This window comes from Streptomyces sp. NPDC021212, assembly GCF_044332925.1.
Classification (GTDB): domain Bacteria; phylum Actinomycetota; class Actinomycetes; order Streptomycetales; family Streptomycetaceae; genus Streptomyces.
The window spans coordinates 108,017-131,526 of sequence record NZ_JBIRPZ010000023.1 but is presented as its reverse complement, the minus strand read 5'-3'; the positions used below and the strand labels follow the sequence as shown (position 1 = coordinate 131,526).

Here is a 23,510-nt window from a genome sequence, read left to right as displayed (position 1 = left end):
GACAAGGCAAGAGCCACGAGACCGCCCTTGGCCTCCTCGCCGCCCTTGCCACCGCCACCGCCGCCGTCGGCGCTGATCGTGCCGGCATGCTCCGCAGCCGACTGCAGATGCTTCCCATACGCCGACGCATGCTTCTCGATCTTCGCGGCGAACTCGCCCGTCGTCTTCAGCACACTCGAAATACCCTGCGGCTGCAGGTCCCAGCCCGTCATGCGTTACGTCACGCCCCCCAGCGGCTGTCCGCTTCGTAAGTCAGCCGATGTTGTCGACCGCAGCCTTCGCACGCGAAAGCGTGTGCTGCGCCGTGCCGTCGTTCTTCTCCAGCACCGTCTTCAGCAGCTGGATGATGCTCTTGACCTCCTGCGAGGCCCGGTTCCAGCGCAGCTCCTTGCCGTGGTACTCGTCCGCCACACCGTCCGCGGTGAAGTCGGACATCGCCGCCTTCACCTGGGCGTCGCGCGCCGTGATCACCTGCTCCAGACGCGCCACCACCGCCTGAATGTTGACCTGCGCGTCCCCAGAAGCACCCGTGTCGTACGAACGACGATCGCTGTTGGCAGCCATGAACGTTCCCTCCCCGTTGAAGATCGAAAATTTACGGTCAGCGGCCGCCGAAGCGGGCCGCGTCGAAGTTGGCCGCGGACATCTGCTGCCGCGCGTTGTCACCATGCTCCTGGTCGCCCGAGCTGAACGCCGTGTCCATGCCCGACTGACCACCGAGGATGCCTGACAGGGAGCTCTGCAGAGACGAGGCGATCTCATCCGACCGCGCCTTGAACGAGTCGAACGCGGCCTTGCCCTGCCCGTTGAACTTCCCCTCCAACGGCTCCGCCGCCTGCACCAGCTGACGGATCAACGTTCCCAGATCATCACTGGACCCACGCGACTTCGACTGCAGAGTCGACAGCGTCTGGGCCCCCATGTCGAACTTCATGCGGCTCCCCTTACCGAATGAGAAGGTCGTTTCCCGTAGCTATCTTCACAACATCGGGAAATCGTCGCAATGGAGATCCGGTCGGCTGTGACAGGCATGTGACACACCCGTTCAGGGCCTCAGAGGGGGAGCCCGACCAGTCCCCACCGGCGTCGTTCGGCTTCGCCCACGGCTTCGGCCCAGCCGGACAGCAGCGCTGTGAAGTCCTCGAAGTCCGCGATCCACCCCCCAGGAGACGCGGCGTGGCGCGCGTACGGTTCGCGCAGTTGCGGCAGTTGCGGCGGTTGCGGCAGTTCGGGGGCAGCCTCGTGCCAGTAACGGTTCAGGCGGGCCACGGTCCGGGGGCCGCGGGCGATGAGCGGCCCCGACCGCCACAAGCGAGCGCCGGAAGGGAAGAGGTCCGCGTCTACGTGCTCAGCGTCGGTGTCGACCTCGGGACCCCACCAGATCAGAGCGCTCAGGAACCCGTCCAGGGCCACCCGCAGCTCGCGCTCGGCTGCACCCCGGACGTGGTCCCATGCATGGGCGGCCCGGAAGTGCGGCTTGTACGAGCCGAGGGTGCCGCCGAACTCGTACCGGCCCAGCCAGGATCTGCCCGGCTCGGCAGGCCACACCCACCCCGCGTCGACGTCGACGTCCGCGTCCGCCGACTCCTGCAGCACCTCGAGCCGGTCGTCCGGCGCGATCTCCATCCGATGGCTAGCGAGGGGACCCGTGCGTTTACGCATGGGGGAATCGCTTCTCTGGGCTGTTCTGACCTCAACTGTGCGTACGGGTTGGCACTGTTGCCCCGAGCCGACTAGATGAGTGTCACGTGTATAGTGATCGTTATGGCCGTGCCGCGGAAGGTTCGCCGGTACTCCGGCGGCGTGTATGACTTGGGACTGCACGTGGTGTGGTGCCCGAAGTACCGTCGCCGGGTTCTTGGCGGCCGGGTCGCGGTCCGGCTGCGTGAGCTGATCGAGGCGAAGGCGGAAGAGAAGGGCTGGGAGATCATCGCCCTTGAGGTGATGCCCGATCACGTGCACCTGTTCGTCAAGCACGAGCCGAAGGCGTCCGCCTCCTACGTCGCGAACCAGTTCAAGGGCTTCACCTCCCGCGTGCTCCGCTCGGAGTTCCCGCACCTTAAGAGCCAGATGCCCACGCTGTGGTCGTCATCGTTCTTCGTCGCCTCGGTCGGTGCCGTCTCGGCGGACACGGTGGAGAAGTACATCAACACCCAGTGGGAACGCCCCTGGACGAAGAAGCAGAAGGAGGAGGCCGACAGTGCGCCGGGCGTATAAGTTCCTCCTCCGCCCCACCGTCCGCCAAGCGCAAGCCCTGGACGAGATGCTGCGGGATCACTGTTCCCTCTACAACGGGGCCTTGCAGGAACGCCGCGACGCCTACCGGCACACCTCGAAGACCTCGATCAAGTACGGGCAGCAGTCCGCGCAGCTCAAGGACATCCGCGCCTTCGACCCGGAGCGTCAGGGACGCTGGTCGTTCAGCTCGCAGCAGGCCACGTTGCGCCGTCTGGACAAGGCGTTCCAAGCCTTTTTCCGGCGCGTGAAGGCCGGGGAGAAGCCGGGATATCCCAGGTTCAGGGGTGTGAACTGGTTCGACACGGTGGACTTCCCCAAGGACGGCGACGGCTGCCGCTGGGACTCCACCCCGCATGATCCCGTCACCCGCGTGAGGCTGCAAGGCGTCGGGCACGTCCGCGTGCACCAGCACCGCCCCGTCACGGGCCGCGTCAAGACCGTCTCGGTCAAGCGTGAGGGGCGCCAGTGGTATGTCGTCCTCGCCTGCGATCAGGTGCCCGCCGAACCGCTCCCGGCAACGGGCGCGGCGACCGGCATCGACATGGGCCTCACGCACTTCCTCACCACGTCCGAGGGCGAACACCTGCCCAACCCCCGGCACGGCAAGCGGAACGCCGAAGCCCTCGCCGACGCTCAGCGCGCCGTCAAGGCATTCCCGCGCCGGAAGCCGAACAATCACACCGCCAAGCAGCGCCGCGCGGTGGAGAAGGTAGCCAAGCTGCACCGCAAGGTGCGCCGCCAGCGCACCGACCACGCACACAAGACCGCGCTTGCGGCGGTCCGCACCTACGACGTGATCGCGCACGAGCGGCTGAGCATCGCGAACATGGTTCGCACCCCCAAGCCGAAGCCCGACCCTGAGACACCCGGCGCGTTCCTCGCGAACGGCGCCGCCTCAAAGGCCGGGCTCAACCGCAGCATTCTTGACGCGGGTTGGGGGGTGTTCCTGGGCATCCTCGCGCACAAGGCTGAAAGCGCCGGTCGTGTACTGATCCCGGTGGACCCCCGCAACACCTCGCGGACCTGCCCCCAATGCGGGCACGTGGACAGCGAGAACCGCGACGGCGAAAAGTTCCAGTGCACCTCATGCCAGCACATCGACCACGCGGACCGCGTGGGCGCCTGGAACGTCGCACTCAGGGCCGGGCTGGTCCTTCCCGACGTGGCATAGCCACCGACAGGAGAAGCCCCCCGGATTCATCCGGGGGGAGGAGTCACGAGGTGCTCCCAGTCGACGACCAGCACCGTGATGTCCACGCCCATGCCCTGAGGCTAGCCAGCACCGGCCACGGCGTGTGAGACGTTTTCCGTGTGACGAGCCGGTAGTCGACCGTCACCCTGAGCAGGGCAGTTGGGGAGTCGGAGTGTGCAGGTCGTCTGCGGTTTCCTCTTCATTGCTCAAGGAAATGGGCATGGGGGTGTGAATGCTGGGTAGGCGGTTTCTCGTTCAGCTGCAACAAGCCGAAGGGCAGGGAGGGCGAAGTGAACGGCACGGCAACCGTGGATTCGTCAGAGCTGACGGCAGGGGAGGCTGAGCGGACGTGCGCGGTGGTGGGGCTGCCGGCCGTGGCGGACCCGACCAAGGTGACGCCACAGGACGCTCGTGCGCTCACCAAGGTCTTCCTTGACCGGCTGACGGAGTTGGAAGAGGGGACGCACGAGTATCAGTACGTGCGCAACACCCTGATCGAGCTGAATCTTTCGCTGGTGCGGTACGCCGCCCGGCGGTTCCGTACTCGCTCGGTGGAGATGGAAGACGTCGTCCAGGTCGGCACCATCGGGCTGATCAAGGCGATCGACCGGTTCGACCTGAGCCGCGAGGTGGAGTTCACGACCTTCGCCGTTCCGTACATCGTGGGTGAGATCAAGCGGTTCTTCCGCGACACGAGCTGGGCGGTGCATGTGCCGCGCCGGCTGCAGGAGTTGCGGATCGATCTGGCCAAGGCGAACGAGGAGCTGTTCCAGCGGCTGGACCGGTCGCCGACGACGACCGAGCTGGCCGAGCATCTGAACCTGAGCGAGGAGGAGGTCCTCGACGGGCTGGTGGCCAGCAATGGTTACAGCACCTCGTCGCTGGACGCGCCCGCCGACCCCGAGACCGGTACGACCCGCGTCACCACGTATGCGGACCGGATCGGTGAGGTCGATCCCGCCATGGAGGTCGTGGAGAACCTGCACGCTCTCAAGCCGCTGGTGGAGCAGCTCGGTGACCGGGACCGGCGCATCCTCCAGATGCGGTTCGGCGAGGAGATGACCCAGTCCGAGATCGGTGCCGAGCTGGGTGTCTCCCAGATGCATGTGTCGCGGCTGCTCACCAAGTCGCTGACGCGGTTGCGGCGCGGTCTGCTGGCCGACTAGGGCTGGTATCGAGAAACGTACGAGTGAGACGTACGAGTGAGACGTACGAGTGGGGCCCGACCGGGAATCCGGTCGGGCCCCACTTTCCTTCCGGTGTGCTACCAGCGGTACCAGCGTCCTCGGCGGCCGCCCGTGGTGGGACGGACGATGAAGCCGAGCAGCCAGACCGCGAGAACGATCACGGCGATCCACCACAGTGCCTTGAGGGCGAACCCGGCACCGAAGAGAAGGAGCGCGAGAAGCAGTACCACGAGAAGCGGGACCATGATTATCAACCTCCGCCGCCCGAGTACCCCTCCGCGAAGGGCACACACCTGATCATTTCGGTCAGTTGTCGAACGCCGTCGCGAGGAGCAGCCTGGAGGTGCAGCGTGTAGCTGTGGAGGGCTGCCAGGGCAGAGGGTGATGGTCATGATCCAGCCGGCTGATATCCGTGAGTGGCGCGACCGGGATGTCGTGGACGACGAAGGGCGCAAGATCGGCGCGCTGGAGTCGGTCTATGTCTCGACGGCGACCGACCAGCCCGAGATGGCGACGGTCCGTACCGGGATGCCCACCCGGCACCGCCTGGTCTTCGTTCCGGTCGACGACGCGGTCCTGGGGCCGGGCTACGTGAAGGTGGCGTACGCGCGGACGCTGGTGAAGAAGGCCCCTTCGCTCGGTGTGGACGATGTGCTGCCCGCCGAGGAGGAGAGCGCGATCTTCCAGCACTACGGCAAGGCGTACCAGGCGGGCGCGGGCGAACGGCGGCTCGCTCGCCGCTGACCGTTGCCCCGACGGGCCGGGAGGTGTCGCACGGTGGCTCTCTTCCTCTTCTTCGTGATCGTGGCGATGGTGCTCGGGCTCATCGGCACGGTGGTGTACGGACTGGGCTATCTGCTGATCATCGGCGTCGCGGTGTTCGTGGCCGATGTGATCTTCCTGGCCGTGCACTGGTCGCGGCGGGCACGGCGCCGGCCGCTGCGATGAGGACTGGGCGATGAGCGGGGGGCGGGCCGGCGTTCCGTTCGGTGGCCATTCCTTCCCGTACGCGCCCGGCACGCTGCGGCCCTCCGTCGACCCGGCGGCGGCCGACCGGCGGGTTCTGGAGCACTACCGGCTGTGGAAGGGCCACTTCGTACGACCCCGCGGCGATGGCTCGTGCGCGGTGTACGCCCCCGACGCCGCGTATCCGTACGTCGCCGAGGCGCAGGGGTACGGCATGGTGATCAGCGCGCTGATGGCGGGCGCCGACCCGGATGCCCGCGACGTTTTCGACGGACTCCTGCGGTACGTCCTCGCCCATCCGTCCGCCGGTCACCCCGATCTGCACGCCGCCCAGCAGGACGAGGCGGGACGGGACGTCGGAGGGGCGAATTCCGCGACCGACGGTGACCTGGACATCGCGTACGCGCTGCTGCTCGCGGACCGGCGGTGGGGCGGCGGCTACCGTGCGCGGGCGGTGCGGCGGATCGACGCCATCCGGGAGACGGCGCTGCCCGCGGCGGGCGGGCCGATCAAGCTCGGCGACTGGTCCTCGGGCCACTTCGACGAGGTCTCCCGCACCTCGGACTGGATGCCCGCCCACTTCAGGGCGTTCCGGGCGGCTACCGGGGACCCGCGGTGGGGCGAGGCGCTGGACACGCATCTGTCGCTGGCGGGGGACCTGCAGCAGGTGTACGCCCCGGACACCGGGTTGCTGCCGGACTTCGTGGTGGACACGGGGAGCGATCCGAAGCCGGCGCCGGGGCAGGTGCTGGAGAGCGAGCACGACGGTGACCACCACTGGAACGCCTGCCGCGTCCCCTGGCGGATCGGGACGGACGCGGCGGTGAGCGGCGACGCGCGGGCGCGGGCGGTGGCCGGGCGGATGGGGCGGTGGATGTGCGCGGCGACGCACGGTGATCCGGGCCGGATCCGGTGCGGGTACCGGCTGGACGGCGCGGCGTACGGGGAGGGCGCGGCGGGCGCGTTCGTCGCGCCGTTCGCGGTAGCGGCGATGGCGGGCGGCGGCGGGCAGGAGTGGCTGGACGCGCTGTGGGAGTGGATGGCGGCGTCGCCGCCGGTGCCGGGCCGGTACTACTCGGCGAGCGTGCAGCTGCAGGCGATGCTGGTGGTCAGCCACAACTGGTGGCCGCCGTCTGCTCCGGGGGTGGAATCGGGTGGCGTGGGGCGGGGGTTTCCGTGAGGTGGATACGCACACGGGTACGCACAGGGGGCGGAGCGAGGGCGCGGGCCGGTGCCGGTGGGGTGGTGCGGGCGGCTGCCGCTGTACGGGGGCGGGGGAGCGGCAGGTCGTGGCGCGGGCGCTGGTACGGCGGCGCGAGGCGCTGGACCCCGGGGCGCTGGCGCGGCTGCGGCGGTTCGGGGAGGCGCTGTCGCGGGGCGATCAGCCGTCCTGAGCGTGGCGGGGGTTTCCCCTGCCCGCCCCTTCCCGAACCAGGGGCGCCGCGACTGGGCCCCGCAGGGGTTGCGCCCGGATCCCCGCCGACCCGCCGACCCGGCGGGCCAGTGGGCCGACCGCGACGGCGGTGCGAGCGCGGGACCGCCCATGCTCAAGGCGATTGACGCTCCCGACCGTCGCGTGGGACGGCCGACGCACACGACCCGCCGCCGCACGAAAGAGCTGACGGGTGACGGGCACGCCCTGCCGCCGCGCGGGGCGGTCGACGCACAGGACTGCTGACGCGCGGGGACGGCTAGTGGTCGCCCCGGGCCACCGCGTCGCACAGCTCCGCCAGGGCCGTGCGGGCCGAGCAGGCGGGGAGGGGAGCGAGGGCCGCGTGGGCGGCGGCGCATTGGCGGAGGACCTCTTGGCGGGCCTCGGTCATGGCCGGTGCCGTCGGGTCGCCGGAGAGCAGGACCGAGAGGGTGGGGGTGCCGGGGACCGGGGAGTGCAGCTCGGCGGCGAGGTGGCGGGCCACGCCCAGGTGCTCGCCGTACACCGCGAGCGCGTCCGCGATCTCCTCCGTGGCGCCGGAGGTCAGCGCGCCGAGGCGGCCGGAGACGGCGGTGAGGGCGCCGGTGCGGGCGGCCAGGGTGCGCAGGTGGTGGGCGACGGGGTCGTGGCCGTCGCGGGGGCCGGTCGTCTCCAGGATCTGGCCGCTGACCAGGCGTTTGAACGCGTCGGCCTGGAGCCGTACGGCCCGTGGCCCCAGCCCGGCCAGGAGGCGCGAGGCGCGGGCGAAGAAGAAGTCGCCGGTGAGCACGGCGACGGTGGCGTTCGGCTCGTGCCGTACGTCGTCGTGGTAGCGCGTCGCCAGATGGGTCAGCTCGACCACGACCGCCGCGGGCACCACGCCCGGCGCGCGCGGATCGCCGAACCGGGCGGCCAGCAGCACCAGCAGCGGCCGCAGGCGGCGGCCGCCCGGGCGGGCCAGATGCCGGGCGGCCGCCGTGATGAACGGCACGTCGCTGCGCGTGGCCTCCACGAGGCAGTCCTCGACCGCCGCCAGCGCGGTCCGCAGGTCCGGTTCCCGCGTGTGGTTCCCGACGACGGTCACCCGGGGCTCCCTTCACGGAGTGTCAGTGCACAGACGGTCGGTACACAGAGGGTCAGTAATGTCTCATATGTCAGTCGGGGGTGGGTCGACCACGGGCCTACGGCTCGGCCGGGACCGTGGCCCGGATCCGGCTTCCCTGCCCCGGGCGGCTGTCCACGAGCAGGGTGCCGCCCACCTCACGGGCCCGTTCCCGCATCGAGAGCAGCCCCAGATGGCCCGGGAACGTGCCCTGGGAGTCGAAGCCCACGCCGTCGTCGGCCACGGTCAGCGTGACCGTGCCGGGGCCGCTGAGCAGGTGGAGGGTGACGTTCCGGGCGCGGGAGTGCTTGGCGATGTTGTGCAGCGACTCCTGGGCGATCCGGTACAGGGCGTGTTTGGCCTCCGGCGTGGTCTCCGGCTCGGACCCGAGCCTCGCCTCGGCCGTGATGCCGTACCGGTCCCGCAGCGTCTCCACGTGCTGGGTGAGCGCGGCGACCAGGCCCTCGGCCTCCAGCGACTCGGGCCGCAGCTGGCACAGCAGGTTCCGGGTCTCGGCGATCGCGATGTCCGCGAGCCGTCCGATGTACTCGATCGGCTCGGCGAGCCGGGCCGGCTCGGCCGGCTCGGCCACCCCGGCCGGCTCGGCCGGCTCGGCCAGATCGCGTTCCAGCAGCTCACGGGCGGTACGGGCGCCCAGAGCGATGCCGTACAGGGCCTGCGAGACCGAGTCGTGCAGCTCGCGGGAGATCCGCTGCCGTTCCTCCCGTACGGCCGTCTCCCGGTCGGCCGCGCGCTGCCGGTCGTGCTCCACCGCGCACGCCGCGTGGCCCGCGATGACCTCCAGGACGGTCATGTCGGTCTCGCCGGGGCGGCGGCCCGCCGGGAAGTGGCAGCACATCGCGCCGATCACGGTGGTCCCGCGCAGCAGCGGCCAGGCGGCCACCGCGCCGCGCGCCGGAGTTCCCGTCGTCCCGGCCTCGCCCTCGTGGATCACGGGCGCGGCGCCCGCGATGGCCTCCAGCGCGGGTGCACGGGACGGCGGGGTGTGCCCGTGGCCGCCGCCCGCCATGCGCAGGACGGCGGCAGGGCCGGGCTCCAGGAGGTAGACGGTGCAGCTCGCGGCGGTCGTACGGGCCACCGCGCCCGCGGCCAGGGAGTCCAGGGTGCGCCGTACGGAACCCTGCCCGGCGGCCGCGGCGGTGGCGGCGGCCACCCGGCGCAGCTGTTCGCGGCCGCGGAGCCGGGCCACGGCGAGCCCGGCGGGCTCCGCGAACATCCGGACGGTCCTCACGTCGCCGTGGGTGAGCCGCCGGCCGCCGCGCCGCGTCGCCACCTCGATCACGCCCGCGACCTGGCCGCGCACCAGCAGCGGCGCGTCCAGCACGGAGGCCAGGGCCGCGTCGTGCGGAACCCGCCCGAAGAGATTGAGGATGCCGGGGGATTCGCCCCCGGAGACCGTGGGCCGTCCGGCGCGGATCGCCTTGCGCGCGGGGGCGGACCCGCCCGGGGTCAGCAGCCCGCGGGGGACGGCGTCCGGGGTGCCGTCGGTGGCGCGTACCGCCAGGACGTCGCCCGGCTCCAGCACCAGCACCCGCGCCAGGTCGGCGCCCAGCAGCTCGCGCAGCCGGTGGGCGATCAGCCGCAGCACCTGGTCGCCCGGCTCGCCCGCCAGGACCTGCTCGCGGACCTCGGCGAGCGCGGTGCGACGGCGCCGCCACCGACGGAACCGGAAGCCGCGCCGGTACTCGTGTGCGTGCCCGTGTATCCCAAATGCGATCACGCCGACCACCACTGCTCCCTCGTCGTAGACTCCGGCGCCTCGGGCGGGGTCAGCTCACCGGCCGGCACCAGGCCCGACTGCACCGCGTACACCGCCGCCTGGGTCCGGCTGTGCACGCCGAGTTTGGTCAGGATGTGGCTCACGTACGTCTTCACGGTCTGCTGGCCGATCCGCAGATCGCGGGCGATCTCCTTGTTGGCCTTGCCGCGGGCCAGCATGGTCAGTACCTCGGTCTCCCGCTCGGTGAGCTGTTCGGGCCCGCTCGGCTCGCGGACCTGGCCCATCAGCCGGGAGATCGCGGCGGGGGAGACATGGATCTGGCCGGCGGCCGCGGCCTTCACCGCGTTCCTCAGGTCGTCGGCCTCGGCGTTCTTCAGCAGGAAGCCGATCGCCCCGGCCCGTACCGCGCCCATCACCATGGCGTCGTCGAGGGAGCTGGTCAGCGCCACCACCTCGACCTCGGGGATGTCCTGGCGGATCTCCGCCGTGGCCGACACCCCGTCCATCACGGGCATCAGCAGGTCCATGAGGACGACGTCGGGGCACAGCTCCCGGGCCAGCCGTACGGCCTCCCGCCCGTTGGTCGTCTCGCCGACCACCTTGATCTCGTTGTCGAGTCCCAGGATCATGCGCAGGCCCTGCCTGACCACCGCATGATCGTCTGCGATCAGAACGCGAAGCGCCACGTTGACTCACCTGCCCATGGAACGAGAGCGGAACGGAGCGTCCAGCTACGCGTACGGGAGGGGAACCCGGTGAGTGCTGTCCGGAATTCCCTCGCTCGGGGGATTTCGTCCCCCAATCGTCCGCCCCCGGTTGGCGTAGGCCCCGGCCGGGCCGCACGGCCTCACTCCGGCTCGACGGGCCGGAAGCCCCATTCGGTGGCCCTGGCGACCGCCTCCAGCTGCGAGCGCACCTCGAGCTTCTCCAGGATCTTGCGCACATGGGTGCGGACGGTCGCGTAGCTGATGCTCAACTGCTCGGCGACCGCCCGGTTGTCCAGGCCCTGACCCATCAGGGTGAGGATCTCCTGCTCGCGCCGGGTCAGGCTCTCCAGCCGCCCGGTCTGCTCGGCGGTCGAGCGGGCCGACTCGCGGTGCCGGGACAGCACCTCCACCAGGGTGCCGGCCGGGATCAGGGTCTCGCCCTCGGCGGCGGAGCGGATGGCGGAGGCGATCTCGTCGCCGCTCGCCGACTTGAGCAGATAGCCGCAGGCGCCCGCCTCCACCGCGGCCAGCAGCGCCGAGTCGCTGGCGTCGGCACTGAGGATCACGATCGCGCAGGAGGGGTCATGGGCCCGGATGCCCGCGGCCGCGTCGGCTCCGGTGCCGTCGGGCAGCCGGAAGTCGACCAGGGCCACATCGGGGGACAGCTCCTTGGCCATGGGCACGGTCTCGGCGACCGAGTCGGCCCAGCCGACCACGGTCAGGTCCGCGTACTCGGCGAGCAGGGCCCACAGCCCCTCGGCGACCACCCGGTGGTCCTCGACGATCAGGACCTTGGTCAGCTCCGCCGGGGCGGTCACGGCTCCGGTTCCCCTTCCGGGGTCGGGCAGCCGAGGGACGGCGCGTCGAGGGACGGCGTCCCCAGGGCCGGGACCGCCGGATCGCCCAGCGGCACCCAGAACTCGACGGTGGTGCCCGCGCCCGGGGCGCTCTCGATACGGCACCAGCCGCCCGCGATCTGGGCCCGTTCCTGGATCAGGGACAGCCCGAGGTGGCCCGGGCGGGACTCCACGTCGAGGGGGTTGTAGCCCTGGCCGTCGTCGACGATCCGTACGAGACAGCCCTCGTCGAGCCCGAGCAGCTGGACGTGCACCGTCTTCGCCCGGGCGTGCTTGCGCACGTTCATCAGGGCTTCCTGCGCGGTCCGGTAGATCAGCGCCATGGTCTCGGCGGGCGGCTTGGCCGCGAGCCGGTCCTCCAGCCGGTAGGTGAGCCCGGTCTCGGTACGGATCTGCTCCAGCAGCCCGCGCAGCGCGGCGGCCAGGCAGCCGTGCTCCAGGCTGGACGGCCGCAGGTCGAAGATCAGCTGCCGCAGCCGGCTCAGGGACAGCTTCAGGGTCTCGTCCAGCTTGTCCATCACCCGCTGCTCCTCCGGGTCCCGCAGCCGCCGCCGCAGCTGCTGGAGCCGGAGGCTGGCCGCGGTGATCACCTGGATGGTGTCGTCGTGGATGTCCGCGGCGATCCGGCCGCGCTCGGCCTCCTGGGCGTGGACGAGATGGCTGAGCAGGGCCTGCCGGTCCCGGTCGGTGACCTCCAGCAGCTCCAGGCTGCGCTCCAGGACGAACTGGGCGCGCTGCACCTCGGTGATGTCGCGGACGGTCAGCACTGTCAGCATCCCCTCCTCGGTGCGCAGCGGGCTGATGCTGACGTCGGCCGGGAACTGCTTGGCGTCGCTGCGCCGGCCGACCAGCTCCATGCTGTGGCCGAGTGGTTCCTCGGCCTCGTCCCATTCGCGCAGCGAGATGGTCAGCGGCTGGTCGGGCAGCAGCGCCTCGACGGCGCGGCCGATGAGATGGTCGCGGTCGTAGCCGAAGAGGGCCTCGGTGCGGTTGTTGGTGGCCTGGATACGGCCGGACGCGTCCACGATCATCATCGCGTCCGGGGAGGACTCGATGAGCTGGCGGAAGCGGCTCTCGGCGGCCCGCAGCTGGCTCAGGTCGGCGACGAAGACGACACCGCGGGCCCGCTTGCCCTGGAGGTGGCCCCCGCCGAACTGGGCGGGGAACTCGGTGCCGTCCCGGCGGCGGCCCGCCATCGCGGAGGGCGCGCTGAACACCCGGCCGACGAGCTGTTCGGAGGCGGTGCGGTAGCGCTCGGGGACGAGGTCCCGCAGCCGCTTGTCGCGCAGCTCGGCCGAGCTGTAGCCGAACATGTGCCGTACGTGGGCGTTCGCGAACTCGATGCGGCCGCGGGAGCCGAGGACCAGCACCCCGCAGGGCGCGTGGCCGAGCAGGTCCAGGTACGACTCCTCGAGCCGGCCGCCCACCAGGTCCTCGAAGCGCCAGGAGGAGCGGTCGGCGCGGCGCAGCGGCTCCGCGCAGTCGGCGAGCAGATCGGCGGACATGGAGAACTGGTCGCGGGCGGCCCTGTTGATCGCTTCGAGTATCTCCTCGGCGGGGGTGCCCTTGACCAGGTAGCCGGTGGCGCCGACGGCGAGCATGTTGAGGACGGTCTCGCGGTCGCCGTGGGCGGACAGCGCGACCACGCGGGCGCCGGGGGCCTGGTCACGGATCGCGCGGACGCTGCCCGGGGCGTCGCCCTTGGGCATGTGCACGTCCATGATCACGACGCGGGGGTGGTGTTCGACCGCCGCGTGCACGGCCTGCTCGTGGTCGACGGCGAGGCCCACGAGTTGCAGGTCGGGGTGGGAGTCGATGAGGTCCGCGAGGGCTTCCCGGACTGCCGGGTCGTCATCGGCCACCACAACGTCGATCCGGTCGTCACCCATCGCTACCCACCTCCTTTGAGGACGGCACCCTGCAGTTCGCGGATGCTGAGTTCATCGCGCCGGCAGTGCGACAGCGACGGCATGACCGCGGCGAGCGGCGCGACCAGCACGTTGTAGTGGCTTCCGATGCGATCGCACACGGCGACCGCCGCCGCGGCGTCCCACACCGCGGCCCAGAAGGCCCAGTCGTGCCGCCGGTGGTTCTTCGCCGTGTCCAGGGCGGCGCGGCGCGCGACGGCGGCGGCCACGAGGATGCGGTACCGCTCCTCGTCGGTCGTGGTGCGGTGGACCTCCGCCCACCCCTCGGCGCGGGTCTGGCTGGAGGTCTGCTTCCACAGATCGGCCACCCGGTCGATTTCTTCGGGGGAGAGGTCCTCGATATGGGTCAGGAACTGGAGGACTCTTCGCGAGTTAGGGCCGAAAATAATACTCATAGGACACTCCAGGACGCATGGTACATCTCCGGACTATCGCGAACGTGGGCCCCGGGCCCCCAAGGCGGCCGGACGGACCTCCCGGCCCACGTTCCCGCTCGGGCGTCTTCGCCTCGCCGGCGTCACCGGCGTCCCTAATCGTTCTGTCCGTGGCCCGAGGACATGTTGATGCTCGCCTTGGCGATGCCGCCGCTCTTCTGGCCGATGAGCTGGAAGGCGACGCCGTTCTCGTCGGCCTTGGTGATCCGGTACGAGCCCACCGCCGACGCCTTGCCGCGCTCGTCCACCTGGAAGGTCGCGATCTTCCGCTGCCCGGTGGAGCCGGACCCGGCGTACGCGTTCACCGTCTCGCCCGGGGCGAAGCCCGCGACGTAGAAGCTCAGCGTGGTGCCCGCCCGGCCGCCGAAGGCGCTGGGCTCGGCGGACGGGGTGTACGGCAGCACCGTGAACCCCGAGCGCACCACGGCCCGGCTCTGGTCGCCGATCGCCATCAGCGTCTGCCGGCCCTTGAGCCCGAACGGCACGTTGAACGCCACGTCGCGGATCTGGCCCATGCCGTTCGCCTGGGCGGTGAAGGCGGGCAGCCCGCTGTTGCGGTTGATGTAGACCAGCACCCGCTCGCCTGGCGCGAACTTGTTGGCGGACAGCGTGATCCGCTGACCGGCCTTGAGCGCGTACGGCTTGGACTTCATCGACGGGTACATGGCCAGCATCTGGAAGGGCGCGGTGGCCGTGGTCTTGCTGCGCTTGCCCACCAGGACGAGCGTGCTGTTGCCGGTCGGGGCGACCCCGACCTTGATGTCCGCGCGGCCCACGCCGCCGCCGCTGTCGGAGTGCAGCGTGGTGACGGGGATGCCGGTGGTCCGTCCCCAGAACACGTCGATCGCCTCGCCCGGCCGGAAGCCGTGGGCGCTGACCGAGACGACGTCGCCCGGCCGGCCGACCATCTTGTTGATCCGCGCGGTGCCGACCGCGCCGCCGGTGATCACCTTGGCCTCGGCCGTGTTGGCGCTGCCGCGCTGCTGGGCGACGAGGGTGGCGGGCCGGCCGCTGTTGGACTCGGGCACGGTGAACCGGGCGTAGATCGAGCCGTAGCGGTCGGTCCGGACGCTGCCGATCGCCCGGCCCTTGGTGTCCGACGCCCGGGCCTTGAGCAGCAGGTCCACGGTGGACTTCTTGCCGAAGCCGCCGCCCTCGACCGTCGCCTTGCCGCCGGGGGTCACCAGGCCCGGGTTGAGCACGATGATCGGGCCGGACGCCTGCGGGATGCGCTGGTTGCCCAGCTTGATGGTCTTGGGCTGCTTGGGCGGCCGTACCTCCTGCCGCTCGTGCGGATGCCCCTTCTTCGGGGCGCCGCCGCCTCCGTTGCCGGTGGTGTTGAGGGCGCCACCGAAGCCACCGCGCGCGATCACCTGCACGAGCGATCCGACGATCGCGAAGACCACGAGAGCCAGCAGGACGGTCTTCCAGGTGAGCTTCTTCTTGGGCTTGTCGCCCGGGTCGTTCCCGCCCGGGGATTTCTCCTCGTACTCGGGAACATCCCTGTCCTCCGGAACATCCCAGTCGTCGTCGTACTCAGGCATGGCCTTCACCTCCTCTTCCCGCGGCTATTGCACCCGGTAGATTTCGAGTCTGATATTGCCCTGGATGTCCGACCAGACCCGGTCGGAATTCTGGAGGCCCTTGAGAATCCAGTTCTCGCGCCCGTCGGCATTGTTTGTGGCCATCGACTTGCGCATCTTGTTCGACATGATGATGTAGTCGATGTTCTGCCATCTCTTTTTGAATAGCTTGTCGCGCACATCGGGGTCGGAGGAGGCGTTCCAGTGTGAATGCGCATACGGATAGAATGGGCGCACATCGTGCAGCTCTCCCCACAGGTCGTCGTCCATGATGATGCGTGAATTGGGCGGGACGTGTTTGCGCACCCAGGCGATCTGATCATGCTGCATCTTGGTGAGATTGATCCTGGATTGGTACTGGTCCGCTATCTGCACATGGCCTTCGGTATTGGTGTGCACCAGATATCCGGAGGACGGTGACATCAGCAGGACGACGGCGACCAGCGACGGCACGCCGACCCGTACGAGGGAATGTGCCTGCCGCATGAAACGACTCTGGAAAGAGGCCTTCAGCAGCCGGTCCACGGCCATGCCGATGCTGATCGCGAACATGGGGATCAGCGGGGCGACGTAGAAGTCCAGCACCACGCTGCCGCGCAGCAGGTAGAAGGTGTAGCCGAAGGCCAGGGTCCCGACGATCAGGTAGCCCAGGTTGCGCTGCCGGTCCCGCAGCCCCCACCACAGGCACAGCAGCATCGACGCGAACCCGACGATCAGCATGAACGAGTCGCGCATCAGCCAACTCGTGTAGAGCAGGCCGTTGTGGCTGAGCAGGTTGCCCTGGCTGCGGTTGAGCTGCCACCACAGGGTGTAGAGCAGCGAGACGTGGTCCGCGGGCGGGTTGTTCAGGTCGAAGTCGAAACCGGTCGGCAGAAGCTCGTTCTTGAGCAGCGCGTACGTCACATAGGCGCCGATCGGGGCCGCCGCGGCGAACGGCCAGAGCGTACGGAGGAACCGGTGGCTCGCCGAGCCCTTGATCCGCCGGTAGAGCAGATAGATGAAGCTCGGCACGAAGAAGATCGCGTTTTCCTTGGTGATCAGCGCGAGCCCCAGGGCCACCCCGCCGCCGAACACCGATCTGATGGTGGTCTCCCGGCGCAGCAGGGCGAACAGGCTCAGCAGCAGCCAGAACATCATCAGGTTGTCCAGCAGCACTTGGCGCTGGTAGTAGACCGCGATAGGCGAGACGTTGAAGAAGAACGCGGCGATGGTGGCGGCCAGCGTGCTTCCCGACAGTCGCCGGGTGACCTCGAACAGCAGATAGACGCTCGCGACATGCACCAGCAGCATCAGGAAGCGACCGGTGTTGATCGCGTTGCCGAACGTCTCGAACTGCTTCGGCAGCGGGAAGACCCAGCCGGCGAGGGTGATCCAGCCCGCCGGGGCGTGGTCGTAGTCGTAGGTGTAGGGGGACAGGCTGGTCTCCCGCACCAGCGACCAGGCCCGCTGCATGTAGATGCCCTCGTCGGTGAGGTAGAGGGGGTAGCGGAACAGGTGGTAGCCGTGGGTCAGGGCCCCGGTCAGCAGGGAGACCACCAGGGCGATCTTCCCGGCGGTGCCCAGCGGCGGGAACCAGCCGCGCTCCACGGAGAACCGGCGGCGGCGCCGTGCGGGGGGCCGCTGCGGGGCGGCCCGGTCCTGGCCGCCGGCGACCGGGTTCGAGGGTGCCCGGCTGGGCACGGGGTCATGCGACACGCGACTCCGCCTCCTCGGTCTGGCCCCGGTGGGCGCCCACGTGCTGTGTCTTCTCCCAGTCGTGGCGGCCGGCCATCTGCCGCCGCATGGCCCGCAGCGCCGCGTAGGCGAGGACCATCTGGAACGGGAACCAGGCGATCGCCATGCGGACGACGGCCTTCGGCGAGGCTTCGAGTCCATGGGCGCCGGTGAACTCGTACAGGCCGACCGCCTGCACCAGGAAGTGCGCGACCAGCAGCAGTACGGGCAGATACGAGCAGAGCGCGATCAGCACCGGCACCTTGAGGATCAGGATCATGCCGAGCGAGATCGGCAGATAGAGGCCGAGCAGCGCCTGCCCGCGCGGGAACACCAGCACGTAGAAGGCCAGCCAGCGCTGTTTGCGCGTCGGCATCTTCTTCCAGGTGCCCTTCTTCAGGGTCTGCATGAAGCCCTGGCTCCAGCGGGTGCGCTGCCGGATGAAGTGGCCGAGGGTGGGCGGGGTCTCCTCCTTGGTCACATACCGGTCGTCGTAGACCACGCGCACTCGCTCGCCCATGGCCGAGATCCGCAGGCCCATGTCCGCGTCCTCGGTGAGATTGCGGTCGTCCCAGCCGCCGAGCTTCAGCAGCAGCTCGCGGGAGAAGAAGACGGTGTTGCCGCCGAGCGGGATGGAGCCGTGGTGCGCGTGGTAGTGCAGCCGGCTCTTGAACCAGAAGAAGTACTCCAGGACGTTCAGCGTGGAATACCAGTTGGACTGGTAGTTCATGAGCTGGACGCCCGCCTGCACCACCCGGACCCGCTCCTGCACCATCACGGTGTTGACGAGCCGGAATATCTTCGGGTGGATGTCGTCCTCGGCGTCGAAGATGGTCACCACCTTGTTGGCGGTCTGCGGCAGGGCGGTGTTGAGCCCGTGCGGCTTGTTGATCGGCTCGTCGTCGAAGACCACGACCCGCACGTTGTGCAGCCCTTCCCGGGCCAGCTGGTCGATCTTCTCCTCGGCCTTCTTCACGGTGCCGTCGTCGTCCTGTGAGCAGATGACGAAGACCTCCAGCAATTCGGCCGGATAGTCGGCGCGCACCACCCGCTCGATGGTGGACTGGATGACGTCCTCCTCGTGCCGGGCGGGCAGCAGGACGCTGAAGGAGAGCCGCGGCGGAATGAAGGTGTCCGGTGCCCTGGCCTTCCGCTCGGCGTCCGCCCGGTCCCAGGTGTAGAGCATGAGATAGAGGACGTGGCTCGACTGCACGGTGAGCAGGATCGAGACCGTCACCAGGACCAGATAGATGATCGGGACAATCATCGGCTCCGCCTCCCCCACACCCATCCCGTACTACAGGCGAAGTTGACCGCGAACGCGGCGGCGATGCCGAGACAATTCGCCAGCAGCAGATGCATTCCGGCGCGGACCAGCGACCAGACGAGAACGACGTTGATCGCGAGTCCGCCGAGTACGGATATGTTGAATTTGACGAAACGTCCGGCCGACGGGGTGCGCACGGCGAAGGTCCACCGGTCGTTGAGCAGATAGTTGTGGACCACGGCGAGTTCCACCGCGATACCGGACGCCACCAGAAGGGGCAGTCCGGCCCAGTGGTAGAGCGCGAAAAGCGCCGCCGAGTTCACCAGCACTCCGCCCCCGCCGACCACCGCGAAACGCAGCGCCAGACCGGGCATACCCGCCATCCGTTTCCGTGGCGAGCGGGTCCGTACAGGGCTCCCGTTTCGCCGGTCGGTGGTCACGTCCGTTTCGTCGCCCGGCTCTCCCGTGCGCTCGCTGGACGTTCGGAAACGCTGCATCGCGACTCCCTCGACAGGAGGCTCTTATCGTCGTCGAGTCCCAGAGTGCGTCACCCGCAAAGGAGGTAGTACCCGCGCCCGGGGGAGCGGTGAGTGCACCTTCGGCGGACCTCTTTCCTCCCCCATTTCGGGGAGCGCCGGCTTCTCCGGGCCCCGGCCTTTCCCCCGAAGAGGGGAACGGCGGATCCCTCGCCCGCGGGTGTCAGTACTTCCGGGGGCTGCCCAAGATGAAAGGGGCCCGACGGCCTTGCGTCCCGTGCGAGGAGAGTAGGTGACGTAATGTCAGGTCACGTGATGTCACGCCATCCTTTCGCCGGCCGGGCCGGAGTGGTCATCGCAGCGATGACCCTCGCACTGGCCACGCCGGCTGCGGCAAGTGATACCGACAGCGGTTCGTTGCACGATTCCGAATGGGCGCTCACCGCGCTCAAGGCGGAGCGCGCGTGGAAATTCAGCAAGGGTGCCGGAGTGACCGTCGCGGTCATCGGCACCGGGGTGGACGCGACCCATCCGGATCTGCGCGGACGGGTCGCCCCTGGAAAGGATTTCGCGGGCGGCGGCAGCCCCGTCACCCGGGACGACGCGGACGCGGTCGAGCAGGGCACCCATGCCGCGGGCATCATCGTCGGCACCGGCCGCAATTACCGCGGCGACGGGGTGTACGGGCTCGCGCCCCGCGCCCGGATCATGCCGCTCGGGGTGTACCGCAATGGAAAACCCCAGGCCGCGGCCACCGCCCGGGCCATCCGCCACGCGGCGAGCCATGGCGCGCACATCATCCACGTGGCCGCGTCCTTCAAGCACCCCACCCCCGACCTGAAGTCCGCGGTGAAGTACGCCGCCGGCCAGGACGCCGTGGTCGTGGCGGGCGCCGGCGACAACGGCAAGGACGGCAACCGGCCCACGTACCCGGCCGCCCTCCCCGGTGTGGTCGCCGTCGTGGCCACCGACAAGAAGGGCGCCGTGTGGACCTCGTCCCACCACGGCGGGACCATCACGCTCGCCGCGCCCGGCGTCGCCATCCTCACCACCGCCGGCAACAACGACTACTGGACCGGCGACGGCACCGGCTTCGCCGCGCCCTGGGTCACCGCCGGGGCGGCGCTGCTGCGCTCGGAGCACCCCCGCTGGAACGCGCGCCAGATCGTGCGGAAGCTGATCGACACGGCCGACCGGAAGGGCTCGGCGGGCCACGATCCGCGCTACGGCTACGGGGTGATCGCCCCCGCCAAGGCGCTCGCCGACCGCGCCGCGCCGCCGCCCTCCGCCGAGCCCACCGCGGCCCCCTCCCCGCACCGCACCAAGGCGGCCGCCGCCTCCCATGCGGCCGGGGATGAATCCGCGCTGGTCACGATAGGGGTGGTGGCCGGTGTGCTGGTCGTGCTCGCGGTGCTGGCCATAGTGCTCATCAGCCGCCGCCGCCCGCCGCCCGGCAACTCCCATCACAGCTGACGGCGGGGGCGGCGATGTTCACCGGGTTCACCAGGTTCACCGGACCGCGCGACCGCGCCGACCGCGCCGACCGCGCCGACCGGGCCGACCGGGCCCGCCCGCCGGCGCGGTCGCGCCGTACCGCCTGGCTGAGCGCCCAGGTGCTGGTCCTGGTGCTGGTGGCCGAGGCCGTGATGGCCGCCACCACGGTACGTACGCTGCTGGCGCCCCCGGCGCCCCATGCAGCGGTCACCCATGCCCTCGAGCCGCCACTCTCCGTGTCCAAGCCGTTCTATCCCGCGACCACCCGCTTCTACACCGACCCCCACAACCCCGCCGCGTCCTGGGTGCGCGCCCATCCGCGCGACCGGCGGGCGGCGGCCATCCGCAGGCGCATCGCCGACCAGCCGCAGGCCGCCTGGTTCACCCAGACCAACGAGTCGCTGGTCGAAGAGCAGGCCCGGGGCCTGGTCGGCGCGGCCGCGGCCCAGCGGCGGCTGCCGGTCCTGGTCGCGTACGCCATCCCGCAGCGCGACTGCGAGCAGTACAGCTCCGGCGGCAGCGGGGACGCGGGCGTCGCCTACCGGCGCTGGATCGACGCCTTCACCCGGGGCATCGGCGACCGGCCCGCCCTGGTCGTCCTCGAACCGGACGCCCTCGCCCACCTGGGCTGTCTGCGGAAGCGGCAGCGCGCGGAGCGGTTCGCCGCCCTGGCGTACGCGGCCCGGACGCTCCGGGAGCGGGCCCCGCGCACCCGGGTCTACTACGACGCGGGGAACTCCGGCTGGCAGCCCGCGCGCACCATGGCCGGGCGGCTGCGGCACGCCGGTATCGACCGGTACGGGGACGGCATCGCGGTCAACGTCTCCAACTTCAACGCCACCGGCGACGAGGTGCGCTACGGCCTGTCCGTGCTGCGTGAGCTGCGCCGCCCCCGGCTGGGGGTCGTGGTCGACACCAGCCGCAACGGCGCGGGGCCCACGCACAAGCACCAGTTCTGCGATCCGCCCGGCCGCAGGCTGGGCAGGGCCCCCACCGCGGCCACCGGGATCCCCGGGCTCGACGCCTTTCTGTGGATCAAGCAGCCGGGGCAGGCGGACGGCTGCGCGGCCGGTGCGGGCGTCTTCGTCCCCGGCTACGCGTACCGGCTGACGGGCCGGCCGACCGGCTGACCGACCGGCTGATCCGCGCTTCCGCAGGGCCCCCGAAGGGGCCCTGTAGACCTCCGTAGACCTCCGCAGGGCCCCCTCCTGCGCCCTGGGCGCCCTCCCACCACCCCCACAAATCGGACATAACCCATACGAAACGGCCGAATTCCGCTACCTCAACTGAGGTAGTCGGAATTCGGCCGTTTGGCGTGCCCTGAATTCCTGCAATTGAGGTATTCGGATTTCGCTCATGCGTACGGTGTTTCGAGCCCCGGGCTTTTCTAATGTCGGTGAGCGACAGGACAAAAGAGCCCGAAGGAGCTCCATCGATGCAAAGAGTTCTCGTCGTGGAGCACCACACCCAGGTGCTGAGTGCTCTCGCCGATCTCGTGATCGAGGAGCCGGGACTGGAGTTGTCCGGAATTGCCGGATCGGCCCGAGAGGCAATTTCTCTGGCCCAGGCGGCGCAACCGGATGTGGTGCTGATCGATGTGGACGGGCCCGGCTGGAAAGCGCAAGGGCTGGACCGCCTCATCGGCGACCTCCTCCCGCAGGCGCGGATTGTCCGGCTGACCGCCGTATCCGACCCCCACATGGAATGCCTGGAATCTCCGACGAACACCCCCAGCATCCTCAAGACCGAAATACGCGAATTCCTCAGGAGTATCACCGAATGAATTCCCCCATGGACCAGAACAACGTCCCGACCAACCCCGAGACCACCGAGACCAAGGGCGCTCCGCGCTCCCGCCGTCTGCGCATGGGTATCGCCGCGGCCGTCGTCGCTGTCGCTGCCGTGGGTGGCACCGTCACCGCGTTCGCGATGAACTCCGGCGACTCGGGCTCCTCGTCCTCGGCCGCCGTGGGCAAGCCCGCCGGTGCGGATGTGAAGTTCCCGCTGTCCACCAAGAAGGGTGACATCGTGGACTCGCAGGGTCACAAGGTCGTCCTGACCGGTGTGAACTGGTTCGGCTTCGAGACCGGCACCTTCGCGCCGCACGGCCTGTGGACCCGCAGCTTGGATTCCATGCTGGACCAGATGGCCAAGCAGGGCTTCAACACCATGCGGCTCCCCTACGCGAACGAGATGTTCGACGCCAAGAGCAAGCCCAACGGGATCGACTTCAAGAAGAACCCCGACCTGAAGGGCCTTACCGGCCAGCAGATCATGGACAAGGTCGTCAAGGGAGCCACCGACCGCGGCATCATGGTGGTCCTGGACCAGCACCGCCCGGACCAGTACGGCCAGAGTGAGCTGTGGTACTCCCAGAGCCTCACCGAGAAGAAGTGGCTGAGCGACTGGGTCAAGCTGGCCGAGCGCTACAAGAACAACGACCGGGTGATCGGCGCCGACCTGCACAATGAGCCGCGTGGCCAGGCCACGTGGGGCGACGGCAACCCGAAGACCGACTGGCGCCTGGCGGCCACCAAGGCCGGTAACGCGATCCACAAGGTCAACAAGAACTGGCTGGTCTTCGTCGAGGGCACCGACCGCCACAAGAACGAGCAGTTCTGGTGGGGTGGCGACCTCCAGGGTGTGAAGAAGTACCCGGTGAAGCTGGACGAGGCCAACAAGGTCGTCTACTCGCCTCACGACTACGGTCCGGGCGTCTTCAACCAGAACTGGTTCCAGACGAAGGACTTCCCGAAGAACATGCCGGCCATCTGGAAGAAGCACTGGGCCTACATCAAGCAGCAGAACATCGCTCCCGTGATGCTGGGTGAGTTCGGTGGCCGCAAGACCGCGGGCAACAGCCACGAGGCCATCTGGCAGAACGCCCTGATGCACTACCTCAAGAAGAACGGCATCAGCTACACCTACTGGACCTGGAACCCGGACTCGGGTGACACCGGCGGTGTGCTGAACAAGGACTGGAAGACGATCGACAAGAACAAGATGAAGATGCTGTCCGAGTACCAGATGCCTCTGCTGCAGCCGAAGGGGAAGGCGTCGGAGTGACCCCTTCCGGCACTGTGCCGAGCATGGTGAGGTGACAGCGAGGGCCCGCAGGCAACCGCCTGCGGGCCCTCCGTCGTGTCCGCGCCCCCTGCCGGATGCCGGTCAGGTCCGGAAAGTCCCGTAGGGAGGGAAGCGGGACGCGCTCCCG

The 23,510-nt window shown here is 69.7% G+C and carries 25 protein-coding genes; 10 read left to right on the top strand and 15 right to left on the bottom strand.

Going from position 1 to position 23,510, the window contains the following annotated elements:
• The 4 genes from ACH4SI_RS40055 to ACH4SI_RS40040 all read right to left on the bottom strand — a co-directional run.
• Positions 1–212: DUF6507 family protein (locus tag ACH4SI_RS40055; RefSeq protein WP_398305256.1), on the bottom strand; the 212-nt coding region annotated here is incomplete at its 3' end.
• A 40-nt stretch (positions 213–252) separates the two neighbouring features.
• The gene (locus tag ACH4SI_RS40050) at positions 253–564 is read right to left on the bottom strand and encodes a pore-forming ESAT-6 family protein (protein WP_398305253.1); all 312 of its coding nucleotides are present in this window, start codon (positions 562–564) and stop codon (positions 253–255) included.
• A 37-nt stretch (positions 565–601) separates the two neighbouring features.
• Entirely contained in the window at positions 602–934 is a 333-nt protein-coding gene (locus ACH4SI_RS40045; protein ID WP_398305250.1) for a hypothetical protein, read from the bottom strand.
• Positions 935–1,053: 119 nt separating this feature from the next.
• The gene (locus tag ACH4SI_RS40040) at positions 1,054–1,626 is read right to left on the bottom strand and encodes a hypothetical protein (protein WP_398305247.1); all 573 of its coding nucleotides are present in this window, start codon (positions 1,624–1,626) and stop codon (positions 1,054–1,056) included.
• Between the two features lie 138 nt (positions 1,627–1,764).
• Here ACH4SI_RS40040 and tnpA point away from each other — a divergent pair, with 138 nt between their 5' ends.
• From tnpA to ACH4SI_RS40025, 3 genes are all read left to right on the top strand, one after another.
• The gene (tnpA, locus tag ACH4SI_RS40035) at positions 1,765–2,217 is read left to right on the top strand and encodes an IS200/IS605 family transposase (RefSeq protein WP_398305245.1); all 453 of its coding nucleotides are present in this window, start codon (positions 1,765–1,767) and stop codon (positions 2,215–2,217) included.
• Positions 2,201–3,409, top strand: coding sequence for an RNA-guided endonuclease InsQ/TnpB family protein (locus ACH4SI_RS40030; protein ID WP_398305243.1), 1,209 nt, complete (start codon positions 2,201–2,203; stop codon positions 3,407–3,409). Before tnpA ends, ACH4SI_RS40030 begins: the two co-directional genes overlap by 17 nt.
• A gap of 311 nt (positions 3,410–3,720) precedes the next feature.
• Positions 3,721–4,596: an RNA polymerase sigma factor SigF gene (locus ACH4SI_RS40025; RefSeq protein WP_398305241.1), complete on the top strand. Its 876-nt coding sequence runs from the start codon at positions 3,721–3,723 to the stop codon at positions 4,594–4,596.
• A gap of 98 nt (positions 4,597–4,694) precedes the next feature.
• Here ACH4SI_RS40025 and ACH4SI_RS40020 read toward each other — a convergent pair whose 3' ends face one another.
• A complete protein-coding gene (locus tag ACH4SI_RS40020) occupies positions 4,695–4,862 on the bottom strand; it encodes a hypothetical protein (protein WP_009716824.1) in 168 nt (55 codons plus the stop codon).
• A 145-nt stretch (positions 4,863–5,007) separates the two neighbouring features.
• Between ACH4SI_RS40020 and ACH4SI_RS40015 the strand changes: the two genes are divergently transcribed.
• From ACH4SI_RS40015 to ACH4SI_RS40005, 3 genes are read left to right on the top strand one after another with little or no spacing between them, the layout of a single operon-like run.
• Positions 5,008–5,361, top strand: a complete 354-nt coding sequence (locus ACH4SI_RS40015) for a PRC-barrel domain-containing protein (protein WP_398305238.1) — start codon at positions 5,008–5,010, stop codon at positions 5,359–5,361.
• Positions 5,362–5,394: 33 nt separating this feature from the next.
• Positions 5,395–5,565, top strand: coding sequence for a hypothetical protein (locus tag ACH4SI_RS40010; protein WP_398305235.1), 171 nt, complete (start codon positions 5,395–5,397; stop codon positions 5,563–5,565).
• Positions 5,566–5,575: 10 nt separating this feature from the next.
• Positions 5,576–6,763: a glycosyl hydrolase family 8 gene (locus ACH4SI_RS40005; RefSeq protein ID WP_398305232.1), complete on the top strand. Its 1,188-nt coding sequence runs from the start codon at positions 5,576–5,578 to the stop codon at positions 6,761–6,763.
• A 511-nt stretch (positions 6,764–7,274) separates the two neighbouring features.
• Here ACH4SI_RS40005 and ACH4SI_RS40000 read toward each other — a convergent pair.
• The 10 genes from ACH4SI_RS40000 to ACH4SI_RS39955 form a co-directional block, all read right to left on the bottom strand.
• Positions 7,275–8,078 (bottom strand): polyprenyl synthetase family protein, encoded by an 804-nt coding sequence (locus ACH4SI_RS40000; protein WP_398305229.1) that lies wholly within the window; start codon positions 8,076–8,078, stop codon positions 7,275–7,277.
• 97 nt (positions 8,079–8,175) lie between these two features.
• On the bottom strand, positions 8,176–9,837 hold the full coding sequence (locus ACH4SI_RS39995) for a GAF domain-containing protein (RefSeq protein WP_398305226.1): 1,662 nt from the start codon (positions 9,835–9,837) through the stop codon (positions 8,176–8,178).
• Positions 9,834–10,523 carry a response regulator gene (locus tag ACH4SI_RS39990; protein WP_398305223.1) on the bottom strand — a complete coding sequence of 230 codons (690 nt, stop codon included), beginning with the start codon at positions 10,521–10,523 and terminating at the stop codon, positions 9,834–9,836. Before ACH4SI_RS39990 ends, ACH4SI_RS39995 begins: the two co-directional genes overlap by 4 nt.
• Positions 10,524–10,684: 161 nt before the next feature.
• Positions 10,685–11,362, bottom strand: a complete 678-nt coding sequence (locus tag ACH4SI_RS39985; protein WP_398305220.1) for a response regulator — start codon at positions 11,360–11,362, stop codon at positions 10,685–10,687.
• Complete coding sequence (locus ACH4SI_RS39980) at positions 11,359–13,290, bottom strand: PAS domain S-box protein (protein ID WP_398305217.1); 1,932 nt, start codon at positions 13,288–13,290, stop codon at positions 11,359–11,361. The genes ACH4SI_RS39985 and ACH4SI_RS39980 overlap by 4 nt, the downstream gene beginning before the upstream one ends.
• A gap of 2 nt (positions 13,291–13,292) precedes the next feature.
• Positions 13,293–13,724 (bottom strand): hypothetical protein, encoded by a 432-nt coding sequence (locus ACH4SI_RS39975; protein ID WP_398305214.1) that lies wholly within the window; start codon positions 13,722–13,724, stop codon positions 13,293–13,295.
• Between the two features lie 134 nt (positions 13,725–13,858).
• Positions 13,859–15,307, bottom strand: coding sequence for a hypothetical protein (locus ACH4SI_RS39970; RefSeq protein ID WP_398305212.1), 1,449 nt, complete (start codon positions 15,305–15,307; stop codon positions 13,859–13,861).
• Positions 15,308–15,331: 24 nt separating this feature from the next.
• Positions 15,332–17,041 carry an ArnT family glycosyltransferase gene (locus tag ACH4SI_RS39965; RefSeq protein WP_398305209.1) on the bottom strand — a complete coding sequence of 570 codons (1,710 nt, stop codon included), beginning with the start codon at positions 17,039–17,041 and terminating at the stop codon, positions 15,332–15,334.
• Positions 17,031–18,326, bottom strand: coding sequence for a glycosyltransferase (locus ACH4SI_RS39960; RefSeq protein ID WP_398305206.1), 1,296 nt, complete (start codon positions 18,324–18,326; stop codon positions 17,031–17,033). Before ACH4SI_RS39960 ends, ACH4SI_RS39965 begins: the two co-directional genes overlap by 11 nt.
• The gene (locus tag ACH4SI_RS39955; protein ID WP_398305203.1) at positions 18,323–18,709 is read right to left on the bottom strand and encodes a GtrA family protein; all 387 of its coding nucleotides are present in this window, start codon (positions 18,707–18,709) and stop codon (positions 18,323–18,325) included. Before ACH4SI_RS39955 ends, ACH4SI_RS39960 begins: the two co-directional genes overlap by 4 nt.
• 510 nt (positions 18,710–19,219) lie before the next feature.
• Here ACH4SI_RS39955 and ACH4SI_RS39950 point away from each other — a divergent pair.
• The 4 genes from ACH4SI_RS39950 (at position 19,220) to ACH4SI_RS39935 (ending at position 23,362) form a co-directional block, all read left to right on the top strand.
• Complete coding sequence (locus ACH4SI_RS39950; protein ID WP_398305200.1) at positions 19,220–20,275, top strand: S8 family serine peptidase; 1,056 nt, start codon at positions 19,220–19,222, stop codon at positions 20,273–20,275.
• Positions 20,276–20,289: 14 nt separating this feature from the next.
• The gene (locus tag ACH4SI_RS39945) at positions 20,290–21,426 is read left to right on the top strand and encodes a glycoside hydrolase family 6 protein (RefSeq protein WP_398305197.1); all 1,137 of its coding nucleotides are present in this window, start codon (positions 20,290–20,292) and stop codon (positions 21,424–21,426) included.
• Between the two features lie 305 nt (positions 21,427–21,731).
• The gene (locus ACH4SI_RS39940) at positions 21,732–22,079 is read left to right on the top strand and encodes a DNA-binding response regulator (protein ID WP_398305194.1); all 348 of its coding nucleotides are present in this window, start codon (positions 21,732–21,734) and stop codon (positions 22,077–22,079) included.
• Positions 22,076–23,362 (top strand): glycoside hydrolase family 5 protein, encoded by a 1,287-nt coding sequence (locus ACH4SI_RS39935; protein WP_398305191.1) that lies wholly within the window; start codon positions 22,076–22,078, stop codon positions 23,360–23,362. Before ACH4SI_RS39940 ends, ACH4SI_RS39935 begins: the two co-directional genes overlap by 4 nt.
• The last annotated feature ends 148 nt before the right edge of the window (positions 23,363–23,510 follow it).

Coding starts and splice junctions, on each gene's coding strand:
- ACH4SI_RS39980 (WP_398305217.1), bottom strand. CDS start 13,290: ATGGGTGACGACCGGATCGACGTTGTGGTGGCCGATGACGACCCGGCA.
- ACH4SI_RS40015 (WP_398305238.1), top strand. CDS start 5,008: ATGATCCAGCCGGCTGATATCCGTGAGTGGCGCGACCGGGATGTCGTG.
- ACH4SI_RS40005 (WP_398305232.1), top strand. CDS start 5,576: ATGAGCGGGGGGCGGGCCGGCGTTCCGTTCGGTGGCCATTCCTTCCCG.
- ACH4SI_RS40040 (WP_398305247.1), bottom strand. CDS start 1,626: ATGGAGATCGCGCCGGACGACCGGCTCGAGGTGCTGCAGGAGTCGGCG.
- ACH4SI_RS39945 (WP_398305197.1), top strand. CDS start 20,290: ATGTTCACCGGGTTCACCAGGTTCACCGGACCGCGCGACCGCGCCGAC.
- ACH4SI_RS39940 (WP_398305194.1), top strand. CDS start 21,732: ATGCAAAGAGTTCTCGTCGTGGAGCACCACACCCAGGTGCTGAGTGCT.
- ACH4SI_RS39955 (WP_398305203.1), bottom strand. CDS start 18,709: ATGGCGGGTATGCCCGGTCTGGCGCTGCGTTTCGCGGTGGTCGGCGGG.
- ACH4SI_RS39970 (WP_398305212.1), bottom strand. CDS start 15,307: ATGCCTGAGTACGACGACGACTGGGATGTTCCGGAGGACAGGGATGTT.
- ACH4SI_RS39960 (WP_398305206.1), bottom strand. CDS start 18,326: ATGATTGTCCCGATCATCTATCTGGTCCTGGTGACGGTCTCGATCCTG.
- tnpA (WP_398305245.1), top strand. CDS start 1,765: ATGGCCGTGCCGCGGAAGGTTCGCCGGTACTCCGGCGGCGTGTATGAC.
- ACH4SI_RS40050 (WP_398305253.1), bottom strand. CDS start 564: ATGGCTGCCAACAGCGATCGTCGTTCGTACGACACGGGTGCTTCTGGG.
- ACH4SI_RS40045 (WP_398305250.1), bottom strand. CDS start 934: ATGAAGTTCGACATGGGGGCCCAGACGCTGTCGACTCTGCAGTCGAAG.
- ACH4SI_RS40020 (WP_009716824.1), bottom strand. CDS start 4,862: ATGGTCCCGCTTCTCGTGGTACTGCTTCTCGCGCTCCTTCTCTTCGGT.
- ACH4SI_RS39975 (WP_398305214.1), bottom strand. CDS start 13,724: ATGAGTATTATTTTCGGCCCTAACTCGCGAAGAGTCCTCCAGTTCCTG.
- ACH4SI_RS39935 (WP_398305191.1), top strand. CDS start 22,076: ATGAATTCCCCCATGGACCAGAACAACGTCCCGACCAACCCCGAGACC.